The sequence below is a fragment of the Enterobacter sp. RHBSTW-00175 genome (assembly GCF_013927005.1).
Classification (GTDB): Bacteria; Pseudomonadota; Gammaproteobacteria; order Enterobacterales; family Enterobacteriaceae; genus Enterobacter.
The window spans coordinates 3479019-3499494 of the sequence record NZ_CP055930.1 but is presented as its reverse complement, the minus strand read 5'-3'; the positions used below and the strand labels follow the sequence as shown (position 1 = coordinate 3499494).

Here is a 20476-nt window from a genome sequence, read left to right as displayed (position 1 = left end):
GTCGTCTTACTTTCTTTTATTATGCTGTCTTCGTACGGATCAGATAATCAAATGCGCTCAGGGAGGCTTTAGCGCCTTCGCCGGTGGCGATGATAATCTGTTTGTACGGTACGGTGGTGCAGTCGCCCGCCGCAAATACGCCCTTCACGCTGGTTTCGCATTTCGCGTCGATGATGATTTCACCCATGCGGTTACGCTCGATTGCCCCTTCCAGCCAGGTGGTGTTTGGCAACAGGCCAATCTGCACAAAGATGCCCGACAGCGCAACGTTGTGCACATCGCCACTCACGCGGTCACGGTATTCCAGCCCCGTCACTTTGCTGCCATCGCCCTTCACTTCTGTGGTCTGCGCATTCAGCACGATGTCGACATTTTTCAGGCTACGCACTTTATCCTGGAGCACCTGGTCCGCTTTCATCTCTGGCGCAAACTCCAGCAGCGTCACATGCTCAACAATCCCCGCCAGGTCGATTGCCGCTTCCACGCCGGAGTTACCGCCGCCAATCACCGCAACACGTTTCCCCTTAAACAGTGGGCCATCGCAGTGCGGACAGTACGTCACCCCTTTGGTGCGATACTGATCTTCACCCGGCACATTCATGTTGCGCCATTTTGCGCCGGTGGCAATGATAATACTGCGTGCTTTCAGCACCGCACCGGAGGCAGTTTCAATCTGGTGTAAACCGCCTTCAACCACCGCCGGAACCAGCTTGCTGGCACTCTGGCTGTCGATCACATCCACTTCGTAATCGCTGACGTGCGCCTTCAGGGCGCCTGCCAGTTTCTGGCCTTCGGTCTTCGGCACGGAGATGTAGTTTTCGATATCCACGGTATCAAGCACCTGGCCGCCAAAACGTTCGCCCATCAGACCGGTGCGAATACCTTTACGTGCAGAATATACCGCCGCTGCCGCACCCGCCGGGCCGGATCCAACAATCAGCACATCGTAAGCATCACGTTTGTTCAGCTCTTCTGCCGCACGTTTTTCTGCGCCGGTATCCACTTTGGCAACGATTTCCGTCAGGGTCATACGGCCCTGGCCGAACTCCTGACCATTCATATATACCGCCGGAACACCCATCACATTGCGATCGGTGATTTCATTCTGGAAGGTACCGCCGTCAATCGCCGTGTGCTTAATACGCGGGTTCAGTACCGACATCAGGTTCAGCGCCTGCACCACGTCCGGGCAGTTGTGGCAGGAGAGCGAGTAATAGGTTTCAAACTCGAAATCACCGTCGATATCGCGGATCTGCTCCAGCAGCGCCTGCGCTTCTTTCGACGGATGGCCACCGGTCCACAGCAGTGCCAGCACCAGTGAGGTAAATTCGTGACCCAGTGGGGAGCCGGCAAAGCGCGGCCCCTGGTCAGAGCCTGGGTTAGTTATCAGGAATGACGGTTTACGCACTGCCAGGCTGTTATCTTCTTTGAAGGTCACTTTCGCTGACAGTTCGGCGATCTCCGCCAGCAGTTCCTTGATCTCTGCCGATTTAGCGCTGTCGTCCAGCGTGGCAATCAGCTCAACAGGTTTAGTCAGTTTCTCAAGGTAGGCCTTGAGCTGGGTTTTCATATTAGTGTCGAGCATTGTTCTTCCCTCTCTTAAAACGTCATCATGCAAGCTGCCTTATACAGGCGGCCTGAATGCAACTTGCATCATGGTGCTGAATGAAATGGGCGCGGGCGCGCCCATGACTGAAATAATTTCCAAAGTATTTCGCGTCAGAGCAAGGCGGCTAGCCTGAGAATCCCCGGGAGCTTACAGAAGTAAGTGACCGGGGTGAGCAGGCGACGCCAACGCAGCTATGGCGTGAAAGACGACGGAAATTTAGATTTTACCGACCAGGTCTAAGGATGGAGCCAGCGTTGCTTCGCCTTCTTTCCATTTTGCCGGGCAGACTTCGCCTGGGTGAGAAGCAACATACTGAGCCGCTTTCACTTTACGCAGCAGGTCAGATGCATCACGGCCGATACCTTCAGCGGTAACTTCGATAGCCTGGATAATACCCTGCGGGTCAACAACGAAGGTGGCGCGGTCGGCCAGGCCTTCATCTTCACGCATGTTGTCGAAGTTACGGGTCAGGGCGCCAGTCGGGTCGCCGATCATCGCGTATTTGATTTTTGCGATGGTTTCAGAGCTGCTATGCCATGCTTTGTGGGTGAAGTGGGTATCAGTTGATACGGAGTAAACATCCACGCCCAGTTTCTGCAATTCGTCGTAGTGATCTGCAACGTCGCCCAGTTCAGTCGGGCATACGAAGGTGAAGTCAGCCGGATAGAAGAAGAAGACGCTCCAGCGGCCTTCAGTATCTTTTTCGGTCACTTCTACGAACTCACCGTTTTTGAACGCCTGGTTTTTGAAAGGTTTAATCTTAGTGTTAATTAAGGACATCTGTATTTCCTCCGTGTTTTCGTTGAGATGTAAGGTAACCAACTTTCGTTGAGTGGGCTAATGCGTTTGCTTTATCAAATCAATCAGCCATACCTAACAACCCGAACAAGACCACCATGTGAACTGAATGAATAAAAGCCCAAAGTAAAAAGGCCGCCCTGGTGGGCGGCCCTATTACCTGAACTTCCCACAGGAACTTTCAGTGCCAGAAACACTGGCGTTGCGTTGCGCTCTACATACCTTTATATCAAGGCCGTAACAGCGCCCTGATTACACCACCCACAAAGGCACAGAGCAATGCAATGGAGAGGTAGTCATATCTATAGCTGCGATAGGTTTTACCGAACATTGTTGCTATCGGAAATAGTTTCACAACCCTACGAAGAATAAAAATGAATGATAATTAAGTGTCAACACATAAATTAAACCATATTCACTAAAGCTCCATTTACCTTTTAAAGATAAAATTATCTTAATATTACGTGAAGCTCTATTTCATTAATCCGCCACCATGATATATTAAGTAAACATTCAAATTGATTTAAGCGAATTAATCACATGGATGGTAAATGGTTAACTTCGTTCTATAGTTATCAGTGATGTGATAACACAATGCAACTCACTCAGGATGAAACATGGCAAATCTTTATGATCTCAAAAAATTCGACCTTAACCTGCTGGTGATTTTCGAGTGTATCTATCAGCACCTGAGCATCAGCAAGGCGGCTGAAACACTCTTTATCACACCTTCGGCAGTCAGTCAGTCGCTCCAGCGCCTGCGTAATCAGCTCAACGACCCTCTGTTTATTCGTTCCGGTAAAGGGATCACACCGACTACTGTGGGGGTCAATCTGCATCATCATCTTGAGCAAAACCTGAACCAGCTTGAGCAGACCATTAACATCATGCATGGTTCAGAGCTGAAGAAGAATTTTATCATCTATTGCCCACAAATCCTGACCACAAATAACCTTCTCAATCCAATGAAGCTATTGATGAGAGAGCATAATTACGAAATCGAGCTACATGATATGCTGCTATCAGCAGACTCATCGGAAGACCTGCTCGCTTACCGCAAAGCAGACTTAATTTTCTCAATGGCACCGGTAAACAACCGTTCGATGGTGTGCATTCCGTATGTTAACTACAACATGATCATGGTCTGCAGTCTGGACCATCCGCGCATACATGATTCCGCCACGATGGAAGAACTCCAGAAAGAGAAATTTTCGTTATTCCTGAGTGATGAACCTGGCATCAAAACGTATCAGTCCAATGCCGAGCAAATACATACGAATAAAACCATCGGTTTTCGCTGTGACTCAATCTTCTCAATTCTTGCCATGATCAGCGCTTCCCACCTCATCGGATATATCCCTGAAGTTCTGTATGAAAAATACAAGGAAGTGTTAAGACTCAAAAAAATCGATGCCCCCTATACACTCCCCGTCATGGAAGTGTTCATGATTTATAACCGCTCTGCACTAAACAGTTCGATTTTCGCTACATTTATTGAGCAGATCACCGAGAAATAAACAAGGATAGCTGTGGTTCTCACAGCTATTACATTTTTGTTAAAATATAGCTCTCGTTTATAGTTTATAAAAACAATTCTTTTTTTCATTTACCTGCATTAATTTTTCACTACTATTACTCTCTTCTTGTATTGACACACCCATCCGGTATTCATTTCCAGGAGGAGCTTGCTTTTGTCAATCTACAAATATCCACTTGATAAAAACGTCCTTGAGGCCGCTATAGACCGTATTTCATGGGTCTTTGATAACTTACCCAGAGTCTGCGTTTCGTTTTCTGGCGGGAAGGATTCCACCATCATGCTGCATTTAACGGCTCAACTGGCCCGAAAAAAAGGCAAGAAAATTCATCTGTTATTTATCGACTGGGAAGCTCAGTTCACATGCACCATTCAGCATGTGAATAACATGAGGCAGCAATACGCCGATGTTATTGAGCAGTGCTGGTGGGTGGCATTGCCACTCACCACACAAAATGCGCTGTCTCAGTATCAACCCGAATGGCAGTGCTGGGAGCCTGGCGTAACCTGGGTGCGCCAGCCCCCGGAAGAGGCGATTACCGACCCCGGCTATTTTGATTTTTACCAGTCAGGAATGACATTTGAAGCCTTCGTTCGTGAATTTTCCGACTGGTTTGCCCAGAATCGCCCTGCTGCGGTTATGGTCGGCATTCGTGCCGATGAATCCTACAACCGTTTTCTGACTATCGCGAACGCACATAAACAGCGTTTTGCCGACGATAAACCCTGGACCACCACCGCGCCAGGCGGTCATGCCTGGTATATCTATCCGATCTATGACTGGAAAACCGCTGATATCTGGACATGGCTTGCCAGAACAGGCAACTGCTACAACCCACTCTACAATCTGATGTTTCAGGCGGGTGTTCCTCTGCGTAATATGCGCATTTGCGAACCTTTTGGCCCCGAGCAGCGCCAGGGCTTGTGGCTCTACCATGTTGTCGAGCCGGAACGCTGGGCGTCCATGTGCGAACGGGTCAGCGGTGTACGTAGCGGTGGTATCTACGCAGGGCACGATAACCACTTTTATGGCCACCGCAAAATCCTCAAGCCTGACCACCTCTGTTGGCGAGATTACGCCATGCTGCTGCTCGAGAGTATGCCGCAAAAAACCGCCGAACATTACCGCAATAAAATCGCTATCTATCTGCACTGGTATCAAAAGCGAGGGATGACTGATATTCCCGACACTCAGGAAGGCGACATCGGCACAAAAGATATCCCCTCCTGGCGACGTGTCTGCAAAGTGCTTCTGAATAACGACTACTGGTGCCGGGCGCTCTCGTTTAGCCCGAACAAACCCAAGCATTATCAGCGCTACAGTGAACGGATGAAATCGAAACGCCAGAAATGGGGGATCTTATGCAACAACGATTGATCAATGAAATGGAAAGCTACCTGCAATCGCTCCCGGAAGAAGAGCGTATCAATGCCATCAATGCATTTCGCCTGGCCATTCATAACAACAGTCCCTTTCGCGAACAGCCCATCGACTGCGTGTTGTGGGTCAAGCAAGAGCATATTACCGCGAATGATTACAACCCCAACAACGTTGCGCCGCCTGAAATGCGCCTGCTCAGCAAATCGCTGGAACTCGACGGTTTCACTCAGCCCATCGTGGTAACGGAAAATGAACCGCAGCATTACGAAATAGTGGACGGTTTCCACCGCCATGAGATCGGTAAAAACAGGGCCGCGATGAAGCGCCAGCTCAAAGGGTATCAGCCGATCGCCTGCCTGCGTAAAGAGCGTCATCAAAAATTTGACCAGATCGCGGCCACTGTCCGCCACAACCGCGCTCGCGGGCGACACCAGATTAACGCCATGTCAGAACTGGTGCGCGAGCTGGCATTACTGGGCTGGGACGATACGAAAATCGGCAAAGAGCTGGGAATGGACGATGACGAGGTGTTACGTCTGAGGCAAATTAACGGCCTGCTGGAACTGTTTGCAGACCGTCGTTATTCAGAAGCCTGGACGGTGAAATAATCAGAGCCGGTTCAGGCGCTCTGCCGCCGCCAGCAGCGTCGATTCCTGTTTCGCAAAACAGAGGCGAATCAGTTTATGCGGGAAGGGATCGGCGCAAAATACCGACAACGGGATCGCCGCTACGCCGGCTTCTTTGGTCAGCCACTGACAAAAACTCACGTCGTCCAGGTCGGATATCGCACTGTAATCCACCAGCAGGAAGTAAGTCCCTTCGCTCGGCAAAATCTCCAGACGGCTGGCACTCAGGGCATCCACAAACAGGTCGCGACGCGCCCGGTAGAATTCCGGCAGCGCGCGGTAGTGTTCAGGCTCCGCTCTTAACATATCGGCCAGTGCCAGCTGCGCAGGAGTGTTTACGGCAAATGTCAGATACTGATGCACTTTACGTAGCTCTGCGCTTATCGCCGCTGGGGCCACGCAGTAACCCACTTTCCAGCCGGTCATGTGGTAGGTTTTCCCAAACGACGACACCGCAATGGCGCGCTGGCGAAGTTCAGGATGCGCCAGGACGCTGGCGTGGCCTTCTTTGGCAAAACAGATGTGCTCGTAAACTTCATCACTCAGCACGTAGATTTCATGTTCGGCAATCGCCTGCCACAGTGCAACAAAATCGGCTTTTTGCCAGACCGTTGCTGACGGGTTGTGCGGGGTATTGAGGATCACCAGACGGGTTTTATCACTCAGTAACCCGGCAAACGCCTGCCAGTCCGGGCGGAAATGCGGTGGTTGTAGTGCCACGCGTTTCACCACGCCGCCGGATAGCTCAACCGCCGGGGCGTAGCTGTCATAGCTTGGGTCAAAACAGATAACTTCATCGCCCGTACGCACCAGTGCCGTGATGGCGGCATACAGCGCCTCAGTCGCCCCTGCCGTTACCGTGATCTCGCTGCCAGCGTCAGGTTTGTAGCCATATAACTCCGCAGTCTTATCCGCAATAGCTTCGCGCAATGCCGGTGCGCCCGTCATGGGGGCGTACTGGTTCGCGCCCTGCGCAACGTGATACGCCAGCCGCTCCTGCAAATACGCCGGGCCATCAAAATCCGGGAACCCCTGCGACAGGTTAATGGCATTGTGCTGCTGTGCCAGTGCGCTCATCTGGGTAAAGATTGTTGTGCCAAGGTTGGGGAGTTTACTCTGCGGAATCAATGCGTTATTGCTCATTGTGTCGTGCCTGCTTGTAATACTTATGTTGCTGCCACTATAACACGATGTTAGTCTTTGGCAATCAAGACGCTTAGACGTCTATATCATATAATTATTCCTGGCCGACAGAGGGTAAAAGGAACATGACAGACAACCTGCAACTCACACACCTGGTTGACGCCTGCCGCTGGATTGGCGCAAAAGGCTGGGCTCCGGCAACCGGCGGCAACATGTCCGTTCGCCAGGACGACGCTCTGTGCTGGCTCAGTGAATCCGGCAAAGATAAAGGCAGCCTTACCACGGATGATTTCCTGCAAGTGGAGATCGCCACTAACCGTGCCCCGTCAGGCCGTAAACCTTCGGCAGAAACCGGGCTGCACACGCTAATCTACCGCCTGTTCCCGCAGGCCAACGCCGTGTTGCATGTCCATACCGTAAACGCCACGGTATTGTCGCGTCTGGTAAAAACACCAGAGCTACACATCAGCGGTTTTGAAATGCAAAAATCCCTCAGCGGACAGACCACGCATCTGGATACGGTTGTGATCCCGGTCTTTGATAATGACCAGGATATTGACGCCCTCGCCTCGCGAATCGCCCATTACGCACAAGAACGTACGCTTAATTATGGTTTTCTTCTGCGCGGTCATGGCTTAACCTGCTGGGGGCGTGACGTGGCAGAAGCCCGCCGCCATCTGGAAGGCCTTGAATTCTTATTTGAATGCGAAATGCGTTTACGACAACTGGAGAGAATATGATTCGCGCGATTGTGACGGATATTGAAGGGACCACCAGCGATATCCGTTTTGTCCATAATGTTTTGTTCCCCTATGCGCGTGAGCGTCTGGCGGCCTTTGTGACCGCTCAGCAGTACGCCGAGCCGGTCAAATCCATTCTGGACAACCTGCGTGATGAAATTAGCAATCCGCATGCCAGTGCCAGTGAACTGACCGAAGCGCTGTTTACGTTTATGGATGAAGACCGTAAATCGACGGCCCTTAAAGCCCTTCAGGGCATCATCTGGCATGACGGCTACGTGAATGGCGACTTTACCGGCCATCTCTACCCGGATGTGCTGCCTGCGCTGGAAAAATGGAAAGCGCAAGGCATTGATCTCTATGTTTATTCCTCAGGCTCGGTTGCTGCGCAGAAACTGTTATTTGGCTACAGCGACGAAGGTGATATTACTCATCTGTTCAGCGGCTATTTTGATACTCACATTGGCGCTAAGCGAGAAGTGCAGTCATATCAGAATATTGCGGCGCAAACGGGCATCGCCCCGTCGCAGATCCTGTTCCTGTCGGATATTCATCAGGAGCTGGACGCCGCCGAACAGGCAGGTTTTCGTACCCTGCAACTGATTCGTGGCGATGATGATGGCGCAAGCCACCACCATCAGGTTCACCAGTTTGACGAGATTAACCCGGAGCAGATCCCTTCATGAGCGCATTAACCATTTATTCTGATAAAGACGCGAGCGAACACCTTTGGCACAGTACCGATGCCGACGGGATCGCCCAACAGCTCAATGCAAAAGGCGTCCGTTTTGAACGCTGGGCCGCCGATCGTGATTTAGGCCGCGATCCTGCGCCGGAAACGGTGATCAACGCCTATCAGCACGCGATCGACAAACTGGTGGCCGAGAAAGGCTATCAGAGCTGGGATGTGATCAGCCTGCGCGCCGATAACCCGCAAAAAGAGGCGCTGCGTGCGAAGTTCCTGAACGAGCATACCCACGGTGAAGACGAAGTGCGTTTCTTTGTGGAAGGTGCCGGGCTGTTTTGCCTGCACATTGGCAACGAGGTGTATCAGGTGCTGTGCGAGAAAAACGATCTGATTTCTGTACCGGCAGGCACGCCGCACTGGTTTGATATGGGTTCAGAGCCGAACTTTACGGCTATCCGTATTTTCGATAACCCGGAAGGCTGGGTGGCACAGTTTACCGGTGATGCGATTGCGGATGGGTATCCGAAACTCGCGTAATGCTTAAGCTCCCTCTCCCGGTGGGTGTACGTTCCGGGGACATGGTAGACAGGTGTTCGGGGACATGGTGAACACTTTTTAACATCCTTTACCCATGGTGATCGACTTTTTCTTCAGGTCGATCACCCCCACTTTCGTGCTGTACCACCACACCTCGTAGCTGCCGTCTTCCTGCATCTCCTTCAGCCCGACCCGTTCTCCCCTGAACGCCTTGCCTGCGCTCAGACTTACCCCTTTCACGCTCAGCTTTCCGCTGATATCCACTTTCCTGACCATCACGCCCTCGTCGTATTCCGGGGGCGTGGTGTTGCCGCTGTACTGCCGCTCTGACGGCTTATACCGCGACCCCGGTACCGCCATATCCAGCGCCTCATGCGGGCGTTCAAGGTTATAGACTGTCCGCCAGTGGTCGAAGGCGCGCTGCAGTTCGCCCCCGCTCGCGAACCACTTCCCCTGCAGCACTTCTGCCTTCAGGCTCCGGTGAAAACGCTCCAGCTTACCCTGCGTCTGCGGATGATACGGCCGGGAGTGCCCCACCCGGATACCCAGACGCATCAGCCACAGCTCCAGCGCCGTCCAGGTGCCGGTGGTGTCTCCCCACGGAGAACCGTTGTCCATCGTCATCCGGTCCGGCAGGCCGTAGCGCTCAAACACGCTGACCAGCTGCTGCTGCACGGTCTCGCGCCGTTCATCGGTACAGTGCGCCAGGCACAGGGAAAATCGGGAGTGGTCGTCCAGCAGGGTGAGCGGATGGCAGCGGCCGCCTCCAAAGGGAAAGTGGCCCTTAAAATCCATCTGCCAGAGGCGGTTCGGCGCGTCATGTTCGAACCGTCCCGTGGCGGGAATGCCCGGTGAAGTGCCCGGCAGCAGACCGTGACGGGCCATGAGGTTATGGACGGTGCTGAAGGCGGGCATGGTGTGCCCCTGGTCTTCCAGCCAGCGCTTTATCTTGCGTGCGCCCCAGCGTTCATGGCGGTCATGCGCCATACGCAGCAGGGCAGTGATGTCGTCAGATGAGCGGTTCGGGGAATGGTGCGGTATGCGCGGGCGGTCCTGAAGGCCGGAGGCCCCTTCCTCCGCCCAGCGGCGAAGCCACTTATAGCCGGTGGCAGGTGAAATGCCGAAGCGACGGCAGAGGGAACGGATGTTCGCCCCGTCCTGCGAGGCGAACAAAACAAACTCGGTACGTAATGACATGGTATCTCTCGCATCCCAGGACATAAGCGACTCCATAAACGGGTTCTTATGCCTTAGTTGTAAGTGTCTACCATGTCCCCGAACAAGTGTTCACTATGTCCCCGGACCGTACAGTGGGAGAGGGTTGGGGTGAGGGGGAACATACGGCTGTGGTGGTTATTCCGTTCACTTTATGTTCCTTGCTACTCTGTCACCCCATAACACGTGAACGTGTCAGGGTGGCTCACCGCCACCACCCTGGCGACCCGGGCTCCCGGCCTACAGGAAACGCTTCGGCGATTTTCGGCCGGACCATGGCGCCGCTGTAAGTCTTGTATTTCAATGGCATAATGTCATCGCTGGATAAAGACAAACATTACTGGGGAACCCTCAGCCCTGTGGAAGAGAGTTGGGGTGAGGGCATCAGACCACAACCTAATTCCCCACCTCCAGATGCAGATCAAATACTATTAATAATCATCTGTACATCCGCCCCAACCAATCTCGCCAGATGCACAAACTCCACCACATCTAACCTGCGTTCACCATTTTCCACTTTAGCGATAAACGACTGCGGTTTGCCCAGCGCCTCAGCTAGTTGTGCCTGAGTAATTCCCTTCTCTTTACGAGCTTTCTTCAACGCATTGATAACGCGCTGGTATTCATCTGAGTAGACAGAAGCCATTGTTCCGATTCCATAAAAATATCCTGAAATCGAATATCCTCTGATTGCGTTTTTATCCCAAAACGGGATAATCAGATGCGTAACGAACACCAGTAAAGGAGTACGACATGCACCATCAAAACTGGCATCCTGCCGATATCATTGCTGCACTAAAAAAACATGGGACAAGCCTCGCAGCATTGTCCCGTAAGGCTGGGCTTTCATCATCCACACTAGCAAATGCACTCTCCCGTCCCTGGCCGAAAGGAGAATTACTTATCGCTCAGGCGCTCAACATTCCACCGGATATGATATGGCCGGAAAGGTACTTTGATGAAAAGGGGGAACCCATTTTTCGTCAGATTAGAACAACAAGGAATAGAAATGTGTCTGTGACATGACCAGTCAGTTTTCCCCCTCACCCCAGCCCTCTCCCTCAGGGAGAGGGGGTCTAAGAGCACTACAGTTTTAGCCCTTTCACATACTCCACCAGCTGATCCAGCACAATGCCCCACCCTTCGTGGAAGCCCATCTGTTCATGCTGTTCACGTATTTCCGCCGTTGGATGACGCGCAATTGCGGTATAACGGGTTTTGCCTTCTCCCGCATCTTCCAGCAGCAGGATCGCCGTCATAAAGGGTTTTTCAGCCGGTTTCCAGTCTTCGGTGTAGCCATCGGTAAAGACCAGCTTTCTGCCCGGGTCAATTTCCAGAAAGACGCCCTTGTTGTCCATCCGTTGCCCATCCACCTCAAAAACGGTGTTAAACCGCCCGCCCACACGCAGGTCGAGGTCGCATTCGGTGACTTTATGAGGAACGGGGATGAAGAAGTTTTTGATGTGTTCCGGTGTGGTCCAGCAGAGCCACAGCAGGTCGCGTGGCGCATCCACCACGCGTTCCAGTTTTAGGTCAGTATCAGGATCAAGAGTCACGTTACGGTCCTCTTTAAGGGAAACCCTTAAAGGATAGTCCGGCTCAGGCAAATTTCCCCTTTGCCACGTCCTCTGGCGTCACTACGCCGGTATCCAGCACCCAACCACTGATAAGCGACGCCGGTGTGACGTCAAATGCCGGGTTGTAAACCTGCGCATTTTCAGGCGCCCACTGCACTGCACCAAAGCTGCCCGCCACGCCCGTCACTTCGCTGGCGGCGCGTTGTTCAATTGGGATAGCGTCACCGTTCGGGCAGTCCGGGTCGAGCGTGGTTTGCGGGGCGGCAACGTAGAACGGAATACCATGGAATTTCGCCAGTACCGCCAGCGAGTAAGTGCCAATTTTGTTCGCCACGTCGCCGTTAGCGGCAATGCGGTCTGCACCTACCCATACGGCGTCCACCTGCCCTTTTGCCATCAGGCTGGCGGCCATGAAATCGGTAATCAGCTGATAGGGTACGCCAAGCTCACCCAGCTCCCATGCGGTCAGTCTTCCGCCCTGCAACAGAGGACGTGTTTCGTCTACCCAAACGTTGCTGACATTGCCTTCCTGATGAGCACGGGCAATCACCCCAAGCGCCGTACCCACACCCGCAGTCGCCAGCCCGCCAGTATTGCAGTGCGTCAGCAGGCGGCTACCGGGCTTAACCAGCGCGCTACCGGCTTTCGCAATGGCGTCGCACAACTGCTTATCTTCGTCAATCAGACGCAGCGCTTCTGCCACCAGTGCCGGAACAAAATCTTCCTGCCACAGAGCCAGCTTCATACGGTCGAGGTTATTCATCAGGTTGACCGCCGTCGGGCGGGAGGCGCGCAGCGTTTCCAGCGCCTGCGAAAGCTCGTCACGACTTTTGCCATTTTCAGCCAGCAGGGCCAGCAGCAGGCTTGCAGAAAGCCCAATCAACGGCGCACCACGCACGCGCAGGGCATGGATATGCCCCACCAGCGCCTCGGTGGTGGAAGCATCCAGCCAGCGTTTCTCCTGTGGAAGCGCCTGCTGATCGAGAATAAATAGCTGATTTTCCGCCACCCGCAGGCTGGTCGTCTGTAATGTCTGCATGTCGTTAATTCTCTGTTGCGTTGATGTATCACATTGTGTCAGGATGAAATCCAGATGTATAGACGTCTAAATGTCTTTATTACCAAAATCAGTGAGGATCAGGCAATGTCGCAATACCGTACCTTTACCGCCCAGGACGCTGTGGAGTATGCAAAGCAGTTTGGCGGCCTTGACGATCCCTCCTCACTGGTACAGGCGCAGGAAGTGGGCGACGGCAACCTCAATCTGGTTTTCAAAATTTACGATACGCAAGGTGTAAGCCGCATCATCGTAAAACAGGCTCTGCCTTACGTCCGCTGTGTTGGCGAGTCCTGGCCGTTAACGCTGGACCGCGCCCGTCTGGAGGCGCAAACCCTGGTTGAGCATTACCAGCACAGCCCACAGCACACCGTTAAAATTCACCACTTCGACCCGGAACTGGCAGTAATGGTGATGGAAGATCTCTCCAGCCATAACATCTGGCGCGGCGAGCTGATTAAAAACACCTTCTACCCACAGGCCGCACGCCAGCTGGGGGAATATCTCGCCCACACGCTGTTCCACACCAGCGACTTTTATCTGCACCCGCACGATAAAAAAGCGCAGGTGGCGAAGTTCATTAACCCGGAGATGTGCGAGATAACCGAAGATCTGTTCTTCAACGATCCGTATCAGATCCACGAGCGTAACAACTACCCTGCCGCACTGGAAAACGACGTGGCCGCCCTGCGTGATGATGCTCAGTTAAAAGTCGCGGTGGCCTCACTCAAGCACCGTTTCTTCTCCCAGGCCGAAGCCTTGCTGCACGGTGATATCCATAGTGGCTCTATCTTCGTGGCTGACGGTAGTCTGAAAGCTATCGATGCGGAATTTGGTTATTACGGCCCGATAGGTTTCGACGTGGGTACGGCTATCGGCAACCTGCTGCTGAACTTCTGCGGCCTGCCAGGACATCTGGGTATTCGTGACGCCGCCGCCCGCGAACAACGCCTGACCGATATCCAGGTGCTGTGGAATACCTTCTCAGAACGCTTCCAGGCGCTGGCACACGAGAAAACGCGCGATGCCGCGCTGAGCGCACCAGGTTATGCCTCTGAGTTCCTGAAAAAAGTGTGGAAAGATGCCATCGGTTTCTGCGGCACCGAACTGATTCGCCGCAGCGTAGGCCTTTCGCACGTGGCCGATATCGACACCATTCAGGACGACGCCATGCGCCACGAATGTCTGCGCCATGCCATTACGCTTGGCAGAGCGTTGATTGTGATTGCCGAGCGCATCGACAACGTGGAAGAGCTGCTGGCACGAGTGCGTCAGTACAGCTGAGTGCCGGCTTTGTGCCCGGTGGCGCTGCACTTACCGGGCCTACGATTCGAATGTAGGCCGGGTAAGGCGAAGCCGCCACCCGGCAAAAACTCATCCCAAATACTCAATCACCGATAACCCACCGTTATAATCCGTGCTGTAAATAATCCCCTGGGCGTCCACAAACACATCGCACGACTGGATCACCTGCGGGCGATTCGGCCGCGTATCCATCATCTTCGCCGGTGCTGCAGGAACCAGCGCCCCCGTTTCAACCGGGCGATACGGATTAGAAATGTCATACGCACGTACACCGGCATTCTGATATGTGGCGAAAATCAGCGTTGAACTGACAAAGCTTCCCGGCCGGTTTTCATGCAGGTTATGCGGGCCGAAGTGCGCTCCTTTTGCCACGTAGTCAATCTCATTCGGCTGCGGAAAAGTAGAGATACTCACCGGGTTAGACGGCTCGCGAATATCAAACAGCCAGATCAGCTTCTCGCCATCTTGCTGGTTATCGAGCACCGCTTCGTCCAGCACCACCAGAAGGTCGCGATCCGGCAACGGCAGCGCAGTATGCGTGCCGCCACCAAATGGCGGACTCCAGTTACGATGGCTAATCAGCTTCGGCTGGGTTCTGTCTTTCACATCCAGCAATGTCAGCCCACCGTCACGCCAGCTGCCGTAGGCAGTGTCCCCGGCGATAATCGCGTGGTGCAGCGCATAGCGTTTACCTTCCGGCCAGTTAGGTTGCTCACCTTCAGCCTGGTGCATCCCAGGCAGCCACCAGCGCCCCGCCACCTCGGGCTTACACGGATCGGTCAGATCGATGGTCAGGAAGATGTAATCGGTAAAACCGTCGATCAGCGCCGACACGTACGCCCAGCGTCCACCTACATACCAGATACGGTGAATACCGATGCCATTCAGCGACAAAAAACCGATTTCGCGTGGTTTATCCGGGGTGGAGATATCAAACACCCGCAGCCCCGCGCTCCAGCCTTTATCCTGCACGTCGCTGACGGTTTCCCCCACCTGGCGGGTGTAATACACCTTTTCATCCGCAAATCGAGCATCGGCAAACAGATCCCGGGCGTTAATCACCAGCAGCAGGTCGTCGTGCGCCTGAAGATGCACATTCCAGGTGCCGGGTGGCGCAGGCACGTAGCCCGCCGCTTTTGGATTTTTCGGGTCGCGTACGTCCACAATCGAAAACCCCTGCGACACCATATGGCCAATATACGCAAAACCGCGATGCACCATCAGCTGGACGCCGTCAGGGCGACCCCCCTGGTCGCTATGGCCAATCAGCCGCATATTGCGGCTGTATTCAGGAGGCGGTAATTGGGTCACTTCTGGCTCCTTTTTGCCGGGTGGCGGCTGCGCTTACCGGGCCTACAAATCCGTAGGCCCGGTAAGCGCAGCGCCACCGGGCAGGGGTTTATTTATTTTTCGCTTCCAGCGTCGCAAACCACGGCGCGATAAAATCTTCGGTCTGGCCCCAGCCCGGGATGATTTTACCCAGCGACGCCACGTTCACCGCCCCTGGCTGCGCGGTCAGCAGCGCCTGCGGGATCGCCGCAGCTTTGAAATCGTAGGTCGCAGGCGTGGTTTCACCGGCAATCTTGTTGGCAACCAGACGCACGTTCGTCGCGCCAATCAGCTTCGGATCGACGGCCACGCTCACTTTCCACGGACTGCCGGATTCACGCATCAGTTGCAAATCCTGGTTAGAAATATCGATGCTGTAGAGTTTGATTTCAGTGCGGCCATTCTCTTTCAGGGCCTTATACGCGCCCTGGCTGAATGCATCCCAGGTTCCCCAGATGGCGTCGATTTTGCCTTTCGGGTATTTCGCCAGAATCGCACCCACTTTGTTGGCGGTGTCGCCCTGCACGTCAGAAGACACTGCGCCAATGGATTCCAGCTCTTTGATATCCGGATACTGCTTTTGCAGCTCTTTATACGCGGCCTGGCGGCGCTCCATCGGTGGGAAGCCTGCCACCCACAGCTTGACGATGTTCGCCTTACCATTGAAATCTTTCGCCAGCTGGCCGAAGGAGAGATTGGTCAGGGAGGCGTCATCCTGCTGAGTGACGGTCACTCCCGGGATTGTGCCGTTAACGGCGGTATCAAATACCGACACTTTAATCCCGGCATCCACCGCTTTCTTCACCAGCGCCGTTGAGTACGGATCGCGCCCCTGAGAGAGGATGATCCCGTCATACTTCTGGCTAATCGCCTGGTTCACGAAGTCCTGGAATTTGGCATCATCACCGTTGCTTAAAAAGGTGCTGACCTTAAAGCCGAGCTTTTTCCCTTCCTGAATGGCACCGGCGACAAACTGGGTGGTGTTGTCGTCAGAGCCGAGATTTCGGATCACCGCAATGCGGATCGGGCCATCGTGGTTTGCAATGGCTGCCGGAACTGGCGCTGGCGTTGCCGCATAGCCTGGCAGTGCAGTCAATAACCCTAATGCCACCAAAGAGAGTGCGATTTTTTTCATTCTGTTATCCCGTTGTGTTGTTATAAGTCGTTAGCGTTTTTGTATGTAAGTAATCGCCAGCGCCACTGCGAGCACCAGCCCTTTTATAATGTCCATTGCGTAGTACGGCACCGACAGCATCACCAGGCCGTTCGACAGCACGCCGAGGATAACCGCCCCGACCAGCGTCCCGAGTGCATTCGGTTTACCGGAGCCTGCCAGCGAGAAACCGATCCACGCGGCGGCCACCGCATCCATCAGATATCCCCCACCTGCATTCACCTGCGATGAGCCAATACGTGAGGCCAGCAAAATGCCGCCGAGTCCGGCCAGCAAAGAGGCAATCACATAGGCCGCCACCTTGTAGCGCGTGGTGCGAATGCCCGACAGACGCGCCGCTTCCGGGTTGCCGCCAATGGCGTACATGCGGCGTCCGTGGGTAGTCAGCGACAGCCCCAGTTGGGCCAGAATGGTCACCACCAGCATGATGATGACGATGGTCGGCACCTGCCCCAGCAGGCTGAACGCCGCAGGAATGGTCCCTTCCGCCATATCGCCGCTCGGCAGAACCATGTTTTCAGTGATCGACCCGCCATAGCTGTAGGTCATCGCCACCCCCTGGATAACAAACAGGCTGGCAAGCGTAGCCAGCATGTCCGGGATACGCAGGATGACTATCAGAAATGCGTTAAACAGCCCAACCAGCGTACAGAGGGCAAGCGTGATCAGAATCGACTCGGTAGTGCCAAAGCCGTGCCAGACAAACAGCGAAACGACCAGCGCGTTAGCCAGCGATGCCGTCGATCCCACCGAGAGGTCAAACCCGCCGATAGTCAGCGAAATCGATACCCCGATGGCGATTACCGTCACAATGGCGATTGAACGCAGAATATTGATGATGTTGTTTGGATCGAGGAAGTTGTCCGACGCCAGGCCAAAGACGGCCACCAGCGCGACGACAGTCAGCAACATGCCCCACTTATAGAGAAAATCAAAAATTTGCTGACGGCCAGACGCCGCCGCAGTCACTGAAAGGGCCTTGCTCACGACGCCGTTCCTCCGGTTGAATAATAAAGTAATGTCTCTTCACGGGCCTGCGCCCCGGCGATTTCCGCCACAACGCGGCCATCCCACAACACACAGATGCGATCGCACAATCCCACCAGCTCGGCAAATTCGCCGGAGGCATAAATCACCCCTTTGCCCTCACGCGCCAGCCCGTCGATAAGCTGGAACAGATCGGTTTTGGCTTTCACGTCCACGCCTTTGGTGGGTTCATCAAAAATCAGTACGCTGGCATCGTTGCGCAGCCATTTGCCGATGGCGACTTTCTGCTGATTACCGCCGGAAAGCCGACGTAACACCTGGCCGGGCCCACGCGCCCTGACGCCCACGCGGGCAATCACCTCTTCCGCCCAGCGCCACGCCTGGCGGTGGCCAAACAGGCTCCAGCGCGAAAAAGAGTTATCCGCCGTCACCGCCAGATTCATGCTCACCGGTTCATCAATAAAAATGCCCTCTTTGCGCCGCTCTTCCGGCACCAGCGCCAGACCACGCTGTACTGAATCTGCCGGGCTGCGCGGCTGCCAGGGCTGATGATTCAGTTCACCACGCGTCACGCGGCTTTTGCTGGCCCCAAACAGCGCTTTGCAGAGTTCGGTTTTCCCCGCCCCCGCCAGGCCCGCAATGCCAAGAATTTCGCCCTTACGCAAATGCAGGGAGATATCTTTCAGCAGCGCTTCATCGTGCAATCCTTCAACCCGCAGCAGCGTTTCTTCGCTGTGAGGAGGGCGCGCCGGCGGGTAGATATCGCTCAGCTCGTGGCCAAGCATCTTCTCGACAATTTCTTCGCCGCTGAGCGTCGCCATTGGACCAGACTCAATCAGCTTGCCGTCGCGCAGAACCGTTAAGGTGTCGCAGATGGCTTTCAGTTCGTGAATACGGTGGGAGATAAACACCACGCCGATCCCCTGCTGTTGCAGGCGTTTGACCACCGTAAACAGACGCTCACTTTCATGGGCATCCAGCGGGGCGGTGGGTTCGTCGAGGATCAAAAAACGGCAGTGATGCGACAACGCGCGCGCCAGCAAAATTTGCTGTTTTTCGGCAAGGGTGCAGCTGTCTATACCGCGGCGCACATCCAGCGCCACATCCAGTTGCGCCAGAGCCTGTCGCGCCTGCTGGCGAATAGCACGCCAGTTATAGCCATGCCCCGGCTGTGCCAGCTGATCGAGCATGATATTTTCAGCAATACTTAAGCCCGGGATCAGCGCTACGTCCACTTCCTGCTGCACCAGATGGATGCCCAGCTGTTTGGCATCGAGTGGTTCGCGGATTGTCACCGGCTGGTTGTTTATGCAGATCTCACCTTCATAATGATCGTGAGTCCCGCACAGCACCGCCATCAGCGTCGACTTTCCTGCACCATTAGCGCCGGTCAACGCGTGTACGGTTCCACCGATCAGCGTGAAATCCACACGCGACAGCGCCTGAAAGCCAGAAAAGGCCAGGCTGATACCGCGCATCTCAAGGCGACTGGAAACCATCCGCGTTAAATCCTTCATTAATATTTTGATTTATTGAATTTTTCACAGCTCTGGTTGACTGACAACGACGGAAAAGGCATAAGATAAAGCAAAATATTATTAGCCATCTGGATGTCCAGACATAACATCAGGTTAGCGCTTCCTAAAATTAAGGACAACACCATGAGCAATACCGATATCCGCGTCGTTCCCGGCCCTGCAAATTACTTCTCACACCCCGGAAGCCTTACGCATCTGAATGATTTCTTTACCCCGGAGCAGCTTTCCCGCGCGGTGTGGATTTACGGCGAACGCGCCATTGAGGGTGCCCGTCCTTTCCTGCCCGAGAGCTTTAACGCTGCGGGTGCAAAGCATCTGTTATTTAAAGGCCATTGTAGCGAGCGGGATGTCACCCATCTGGTGAATGACTCTGGTGATGATCGCAGCGTGGTGATTGGCGTCGGTGGCGGCGCATTGCTCGATACCGCCAAAGCCGTGGCGCGCCGCCTGGGTGTGCCGGTGGTGGCGATCCCGACCATTGCAGCTACCTGCGCGGCATGGACGCCGCTTTCCGTCTGGTATAACGATGCAGGTCAGGCGCTGCAGTTCGAAATCTTCGACGATGCCAACTTCCTGGTGCTGGTGGAGCCGAAAATCATTCTGAATGCCCCTGCGGAATACCTGCTGGCGGGCATCGGCGATACGCTCGCGAAATGGTACGAAGCGGTGGTGCTGGCGCCACAGCCGGAAAACCTGCCGCTGACCGTGCGTCTGGGGATCAACGGCGCGCTGGCAATCCGTGACGTGCTGCTGGAGCGCAGCGAAGAGGCACTGGCTGACCAGCAGCGTGGCGAAGAGACGCAGGCATTCCGCGATGTAGTGGACGCCATTATCGCCGGTGGCGGCATGGTGGGCGGTCTGGGTGAACGCTATACCCGCGTGGCGGCCGCTCATGCGGTACATAACGGGTTAACCGTGTTGCCACAAACCGAAAAATACCTTCATGGTACCAAAGTGGCGTACGGCATCCTGGTGCAAAGCGCCCTGCTAGGCCAGGACGATGTGCTGGCACAACTGGTGGCAGCGTACCAACGCTTTAACCTGCCGACCCGGCTTCGCGAGTTAGACGTCGATATCAACAACCACGATGAGCTGGACAAGATTATTGCCCACACCCTGCGCCCGGTGGAGTCGATTCACTATTTGCCGGTTACGCTCACGCCTGAAATTCTGCGCGCGGCGTTTGAGAAAGTGGAATCCTTTAACCGCTAATCAACCGAAGCGTCTATACCTAA

Annotated in this window: 20 protein-coding genes; 9 read left to right on the top strand and 11 right to left on the bottom strand. The window is 54.4% G+C overall.

The window, feature by feature from the left end:
• Nucleotides 1–19: 19 nt before the first annotated feature.
• Together ahpF and ahpC are read right to left on the bottom strand one after the other, a co-directional pair.
• Entirely contained in the window at nucleotides 20–1585 is a 1566-nt protein-coding gene (ahpF, locus tag HV107_RS16580) for an alkyl hydroperoxide reductase subunit F (RefSeq protein ID WP_182059998.1), read from the bottom strand.
• Nucleotides 1586–1825: 240 nt separating this feature from the next.
• The gene (ahpC, locus tag HV107_RS16575) at nucleotides 1826–2389 is read right to left on the bottom strand and encodes an alkyl hydroperoxide reductase subunit C (RefSeq protein WP_062934976.1); all 564 of its coding nucleotides are present in this window, start codon (nucleotides 2387–2389) and stop codon (nucleotides 1826–1828) included.
• 635 nt (nucleotides 2390–3024) lie between these two features.
• Here ahpC and citR point away from each other — a divergent pair.
• The 3 genes from citR (at nucleotide 3025) to HV107_RS16560 (ending at nucleotide 5933) form a co-directional block, all read left to right on the top strand.
• Nucleotides 3025–3924 carry a DNA-binding transcriptional repressor CitR gene (gene citR / locus HV107_RS16570; RefSeq protein ID WP_182059997.1) on the top strand — a complete coding sequence of 300 codons (900 nt, stop codon included), beginning with the start codon at nucleotides 3025–3027 and terminating at the stop codon, nucleotides 3922–3924.
• Between the two features lie 174 nt (nucleotides 3925–4098).
• Complete coding sequence (locus HV107_RS16565; RefSeq protein WP_182059996.1) at nucleotides 4099–5322, top strand: phosphoadenosine phosphosulfate reductase; 1224 nt, start codon at nucleotides 4099–4101, stop codon at nucleotides 5320–5322.
• Nucleotides 5295–5933 carry a ParB/RepB/Spo0J family partition protein gene (locus HV107_RS16560; RefSeq protein WP_259349632.1) on the top strand — a complete coding sequence of 213 codons (639 nt, stop codon included), beginning with the start codon at nucleotides 5295–5297 and terminating at the stop codon, nucleotides 5931–5933. Before HV107_RS16565 ends, HV107_RS16560 begins: the two co-directional genes overlap by 28 nt.
• Here HV107_RS16560 and HV107_RS16555 read toward each other — a convergent pair whose 3' ends face one another.
• Nucleotides 5934–7094: a pyridoxal phosphate-dependent aminotransferase gene (locus tag HV107_RS16555; RefSeq protein ID WP_182059994.1), complete on the bottom strand. Its 1161-nt coding sequence runs from the start codon at nucleotides 7092–7094 to the stop codon at nucleotides 5934–5936. It lies immediately after the preceding gene.
• Nucleotides 7095–7219: 125 nt separating this feature from the next.
• Between HV107_RS16555 and HV107_RS16550 the strand changes: the two genes are divergently transcribed.
• From HV107_RS16550 to HV107_RS16540, 3 genes are read left to right on the top strand one after another with little or no spacing between them, the layout of a single operon-like run.
• The gene (locus HV107_RS16550) at nucleotides 7220–7834 is read left to right on the top strand and encodes a methylthioribulose 1-phosphate dehydratase (RefSeq protein ID WP_182059993.1); all 615 of its coding nucleotides are present in this window, start codon (nucleotides 7220–7222) and stop codon (nucleotides 7832–7834) included.
• Nucleotides 7831–8520 carry an acireductone synthase gene (gene mtnC / locus HV107_RS16545; RefSeq protein WP_182059992.1) on the top strand — a complete coding sequence of 230 codons (690 nt, stop codon included), beginning with the start codon at nucleotides 7831–7833 and terminating at the stop codon, nucleotides 8518–8520. Before HV107_RS16550 ends, mtnC begins: the two co-directional genes overlap by 4 nt.
• The gene (locus HV107_RS16540) at nucleotides 8517–9059 is read left to right on the top strand and encodes an acireductone dioxygenase (protein WP_182059991.1); all 543 of its coding nucleotides are present in this window, start codon (nucleotides 8517–8519) and stop codon (nucleotides 9057–9059) included. Before mtnC ends, HV107_RS16540 begins: the two co-directional genes overlap by 4 nt.
• Before the next feature lie 78 nt (nucleotides 9060–9137).
• On the opposite strand, the gene HV107_RS16535 is transcribed toward HV107_RS16540, so the two are convergent.
• The gene (locus tag HV107_RS16535; RefSeq protein WP_182059485.1) at nucleotides 9138–10292 is read right to left on the bottom strand and encodes an IS481 family transposase; all 1155 of its coding nucleotides are present in this window, start codon (nucleotides 10290–10292) and stop codon (nucleotides 9138–9140) included.
• Nucleotides 10293–10695: 403 nt separating this feature from the next.
• Nucleotides 10696–10920 (bottom strand): helix-turn-helix transcriptional regulator, encoded by a 225-nt coding sequence (locus tag HV107_RS16530; RefSeq protein ID WP_182059990.1) that lies wholly within the window; start codon nucleotides 10918–10920, stop codon nucleotides 10696–10698.
• A 107-nt stretch (nucleotides 10921–11027) separates the two neighbouring features.
• Between HV107_RS16530 and HV107_RS16525 the strand changes: the two genes are divergently transcribed.
• The gene (locus tag HV107_RS16525) at nucleotides 11028–11300 is read left to right on the top strand and encodes a helix-turn-helix transcriptional regulator (RefSeq protein ID WP_182059989.1); all 273 of its coding nucleotides are present in this window, start codon (nucleotides 11028–11030) and stop codon (nucleotides 11298–11300) included.
• Between the two features lie 59 nt (nucleotides 11301–11359).
• Here HV107_RS16525 and HV107_RS16520 read toward each other — a convergent pair whose 3' ends face one another.
• Complete coding sequence (locus tag HV107_RS16520) at nucleotides 11360–11830, bottom strand: SRPBCC family protein (protein ID WP_182059988.1); 471 nt, start codon at nucleotides 11828–11830, stop codon at nucleotides 11360–11362.
• 43 nt (nucleotides 11831–11873) lie between these two features.
• A complete protein-coding gene (gene mtnA / locus HV107_RS16515; protein WP_182059987.1) occupies nucleotides 11874–12890 on the bottom strand; it encodes an S-methyl-5-thioribose-1-phosphate isomerase in 1017 nt (338 codons plus the stop codon).
• 105 nt (nucleotides 12891–12995) lie between these two features.
• On the opposite strand from mtnA, the gene mtnK reads away from it, so the two are divergent.
• Entirely contained in the window at nucleotides 12996–14192 is a 1197-nt protein-coding gene (gene mtnK / locus HV107_RS16510; protein WP_182063533.1) for an S-methyl-5-thioribose kinase, read from the top strand.
• 90 nt (nucleotides 14193–14282) lie between these two features.
• Here mtnK and HV107_RS16505 read toward each other — a convergent pair whose 3' ends face one another.
• The 4 genes from HV107_RS16505 to HV107_RS16490 all read right to left on the bottom strand — a co-directional run bounded on the left by HV107_RS16505 (nucleotide 14283) and on the right by HV107_RS16490 (nucleotide 19202).
• Nucleotides 14283–15524, bottom strand: coding sequence for an LVIVD repeat-containing protein (locus HV107_RS16505; protein WP_182059986.1), 1242 nt, complete (start codon nucleotides 15522–15524; stop codon nucleotides 14283–14285).
• A gap of 88 nt (nucleotides 15525–15612) precedes the next feature.
• Entirely contained in the window at nucleotides 15613–16677 is a 1065-nt protein-coding gene (locus HV107_RS16500) for a sugar ABC transporter substrate-binding protein (protein ID WP_182059985.1), read from the bottom strand.
• Nucleotides 16678–16707: 30 nt separating this feature from the next.
• Nucleotides 16708–17703, bottom strand: a complete 996-nt coding sequence (locus HV107_RS16495; RefSeq protein WP_182059984.1) for an ABC transporter permease — start codon at nucleotides 17701–17703, stop codon at nucleotides 16708–16710.
• Complete coding sequence (locus HV107_RS16490) at nucleotides 17700–19202, bottom strand: sugar ABC transporter ATP-binding protein (RefSeq protein WP_182063532.1); 1503 nt, start codon at nucleotides 19200–19202, stop codon at nucleotides 17700–17702. Before HV107_RS16490 ends, HV107_RS16495 begins: the two co-directional genes overlap by 4 nt.
• A gap of 162 nt (nucleotides 19203–19364) precedes the next feature.
• Between HV107_RS16490 and HV107_RS16485 the strand changes: the two genes are divergently transcribed.
• Entirely contained in the window at nucleotides 19365–20453 is a 1089-nt protein-coding gene (locus HV107_RS16485; protein ID WP_182059983.1) for an oxidoreductase, read from the top strand.
• Nucleotides 20454–20476: the final 23 nt, after the last annotated feature.

Bases quoted from the DNA above. Each gene is read 5' to 3' on its own strand.
- HV107_RS16555 (WP_182059994.1), bottom strand. From the start codon at position 7,094: ATGAGCAATAACGCATTGATTCCGCAGAGTAAACTCCCCAACCTTGGC.
- HV107_RS16530 (WP_182059990.1), bottom strand. From the start codon at position 10,920: ATGGCTTCTGTCTACTCAGATGAATACCAGCGCGTTATCAATGCGTTG.
- HV107_RS16560 (WP_259349632.1), top strand. From the start codon at position 5,295: ATGGGGGATCTTATGCAACAACGATTGATCAATGAAATGGAAAGCTAC.
- HV107_RS16550 (WP_182059993.1), top strand. From the start codon at position 7,220: ATGACAGACAACCTGCAACTCACACACCTGGTTGACGCCTGCCGCTGG.
- HV107_RS16490 (WP_182063532.1), bottom strand. From the start codon at position 19,202: ATGGTTTCCAGTCGCCTTGAGATGCGCGGTATCAGCCTGGCCTTTTCT.
- ahpC (WP_062934976.1), bottom strand. From the start codon at position 2,389: ATGTCCTTAATTAACACTAAGATTAAACCTTTCAAAAACCAGGCGTTC.
- citR (WP_182059997.1), top strand. From the start codon at position 3,025: ATGGCAAATCTTTATGATCTCAAAAAATTCGACCTTAACCTGCTGGTG.
- mtnK (WP_182063533.1), top strand. From the start codon at position 12,996: ATGTCGCAATACCGTACCTTTACCGCCCAGGACGCTGTGGAGTATGCA.
- HV107_RS16540 (WP_182059991.1), top strand. From the start codon at position 8,517: ATGAGCGCATTAACCATTTATTCTGATAAAGACGCGAGCGAACACCTT.
- HV107_RS16485 (WP_182059983.1), top strand. From the start codon at position 19,365: ATGAGCAATACCGATATCCGCGTCGTTCCCGGCCCTGCAAATTACTTC.
- mtnA (WP_182059987.1), bottom strand. From the start codon at position 12,890: ATGCAGACATTACAGACGACCAGCCTGCGGGTGGCGGAAAATCAGCTA.
- HV107_RS16500 (WP_182059985.1), bottom strand. From the start codon at position 16,677: ATGAAAAAAATCGCACTCTCTTTGGTGGCATTAGGGTTATTGACTGCA.
- ahpF (WP_182059998.1), bottom strand. From the start codon at position 1,585: ATGCTCGACACTAATATGAAAACCCAGCTCAAGGCCTACCTTGAGAAA.
- HV107_RS16525 (WP_182059989.1), top strand. From the start codon at position 11,028: ATGCACCATCAAAACTGGCATCCTGCCGATATCATTGCTGCACTAAAA.
- HV107_RS16535 (WP_182059485.1), bottom strand. From the start codon at position 10,292: ATGGAGTCGCTTATGTCCTGGGATGCGAGAGATACCATGTCATTACGT.
- mtnC (WP_182059992.1), top strand. From the start codon at position 7,831: ATGATTCGCGCGATTGTGACGGATATTGAAGGGACCACCAGCGATATC.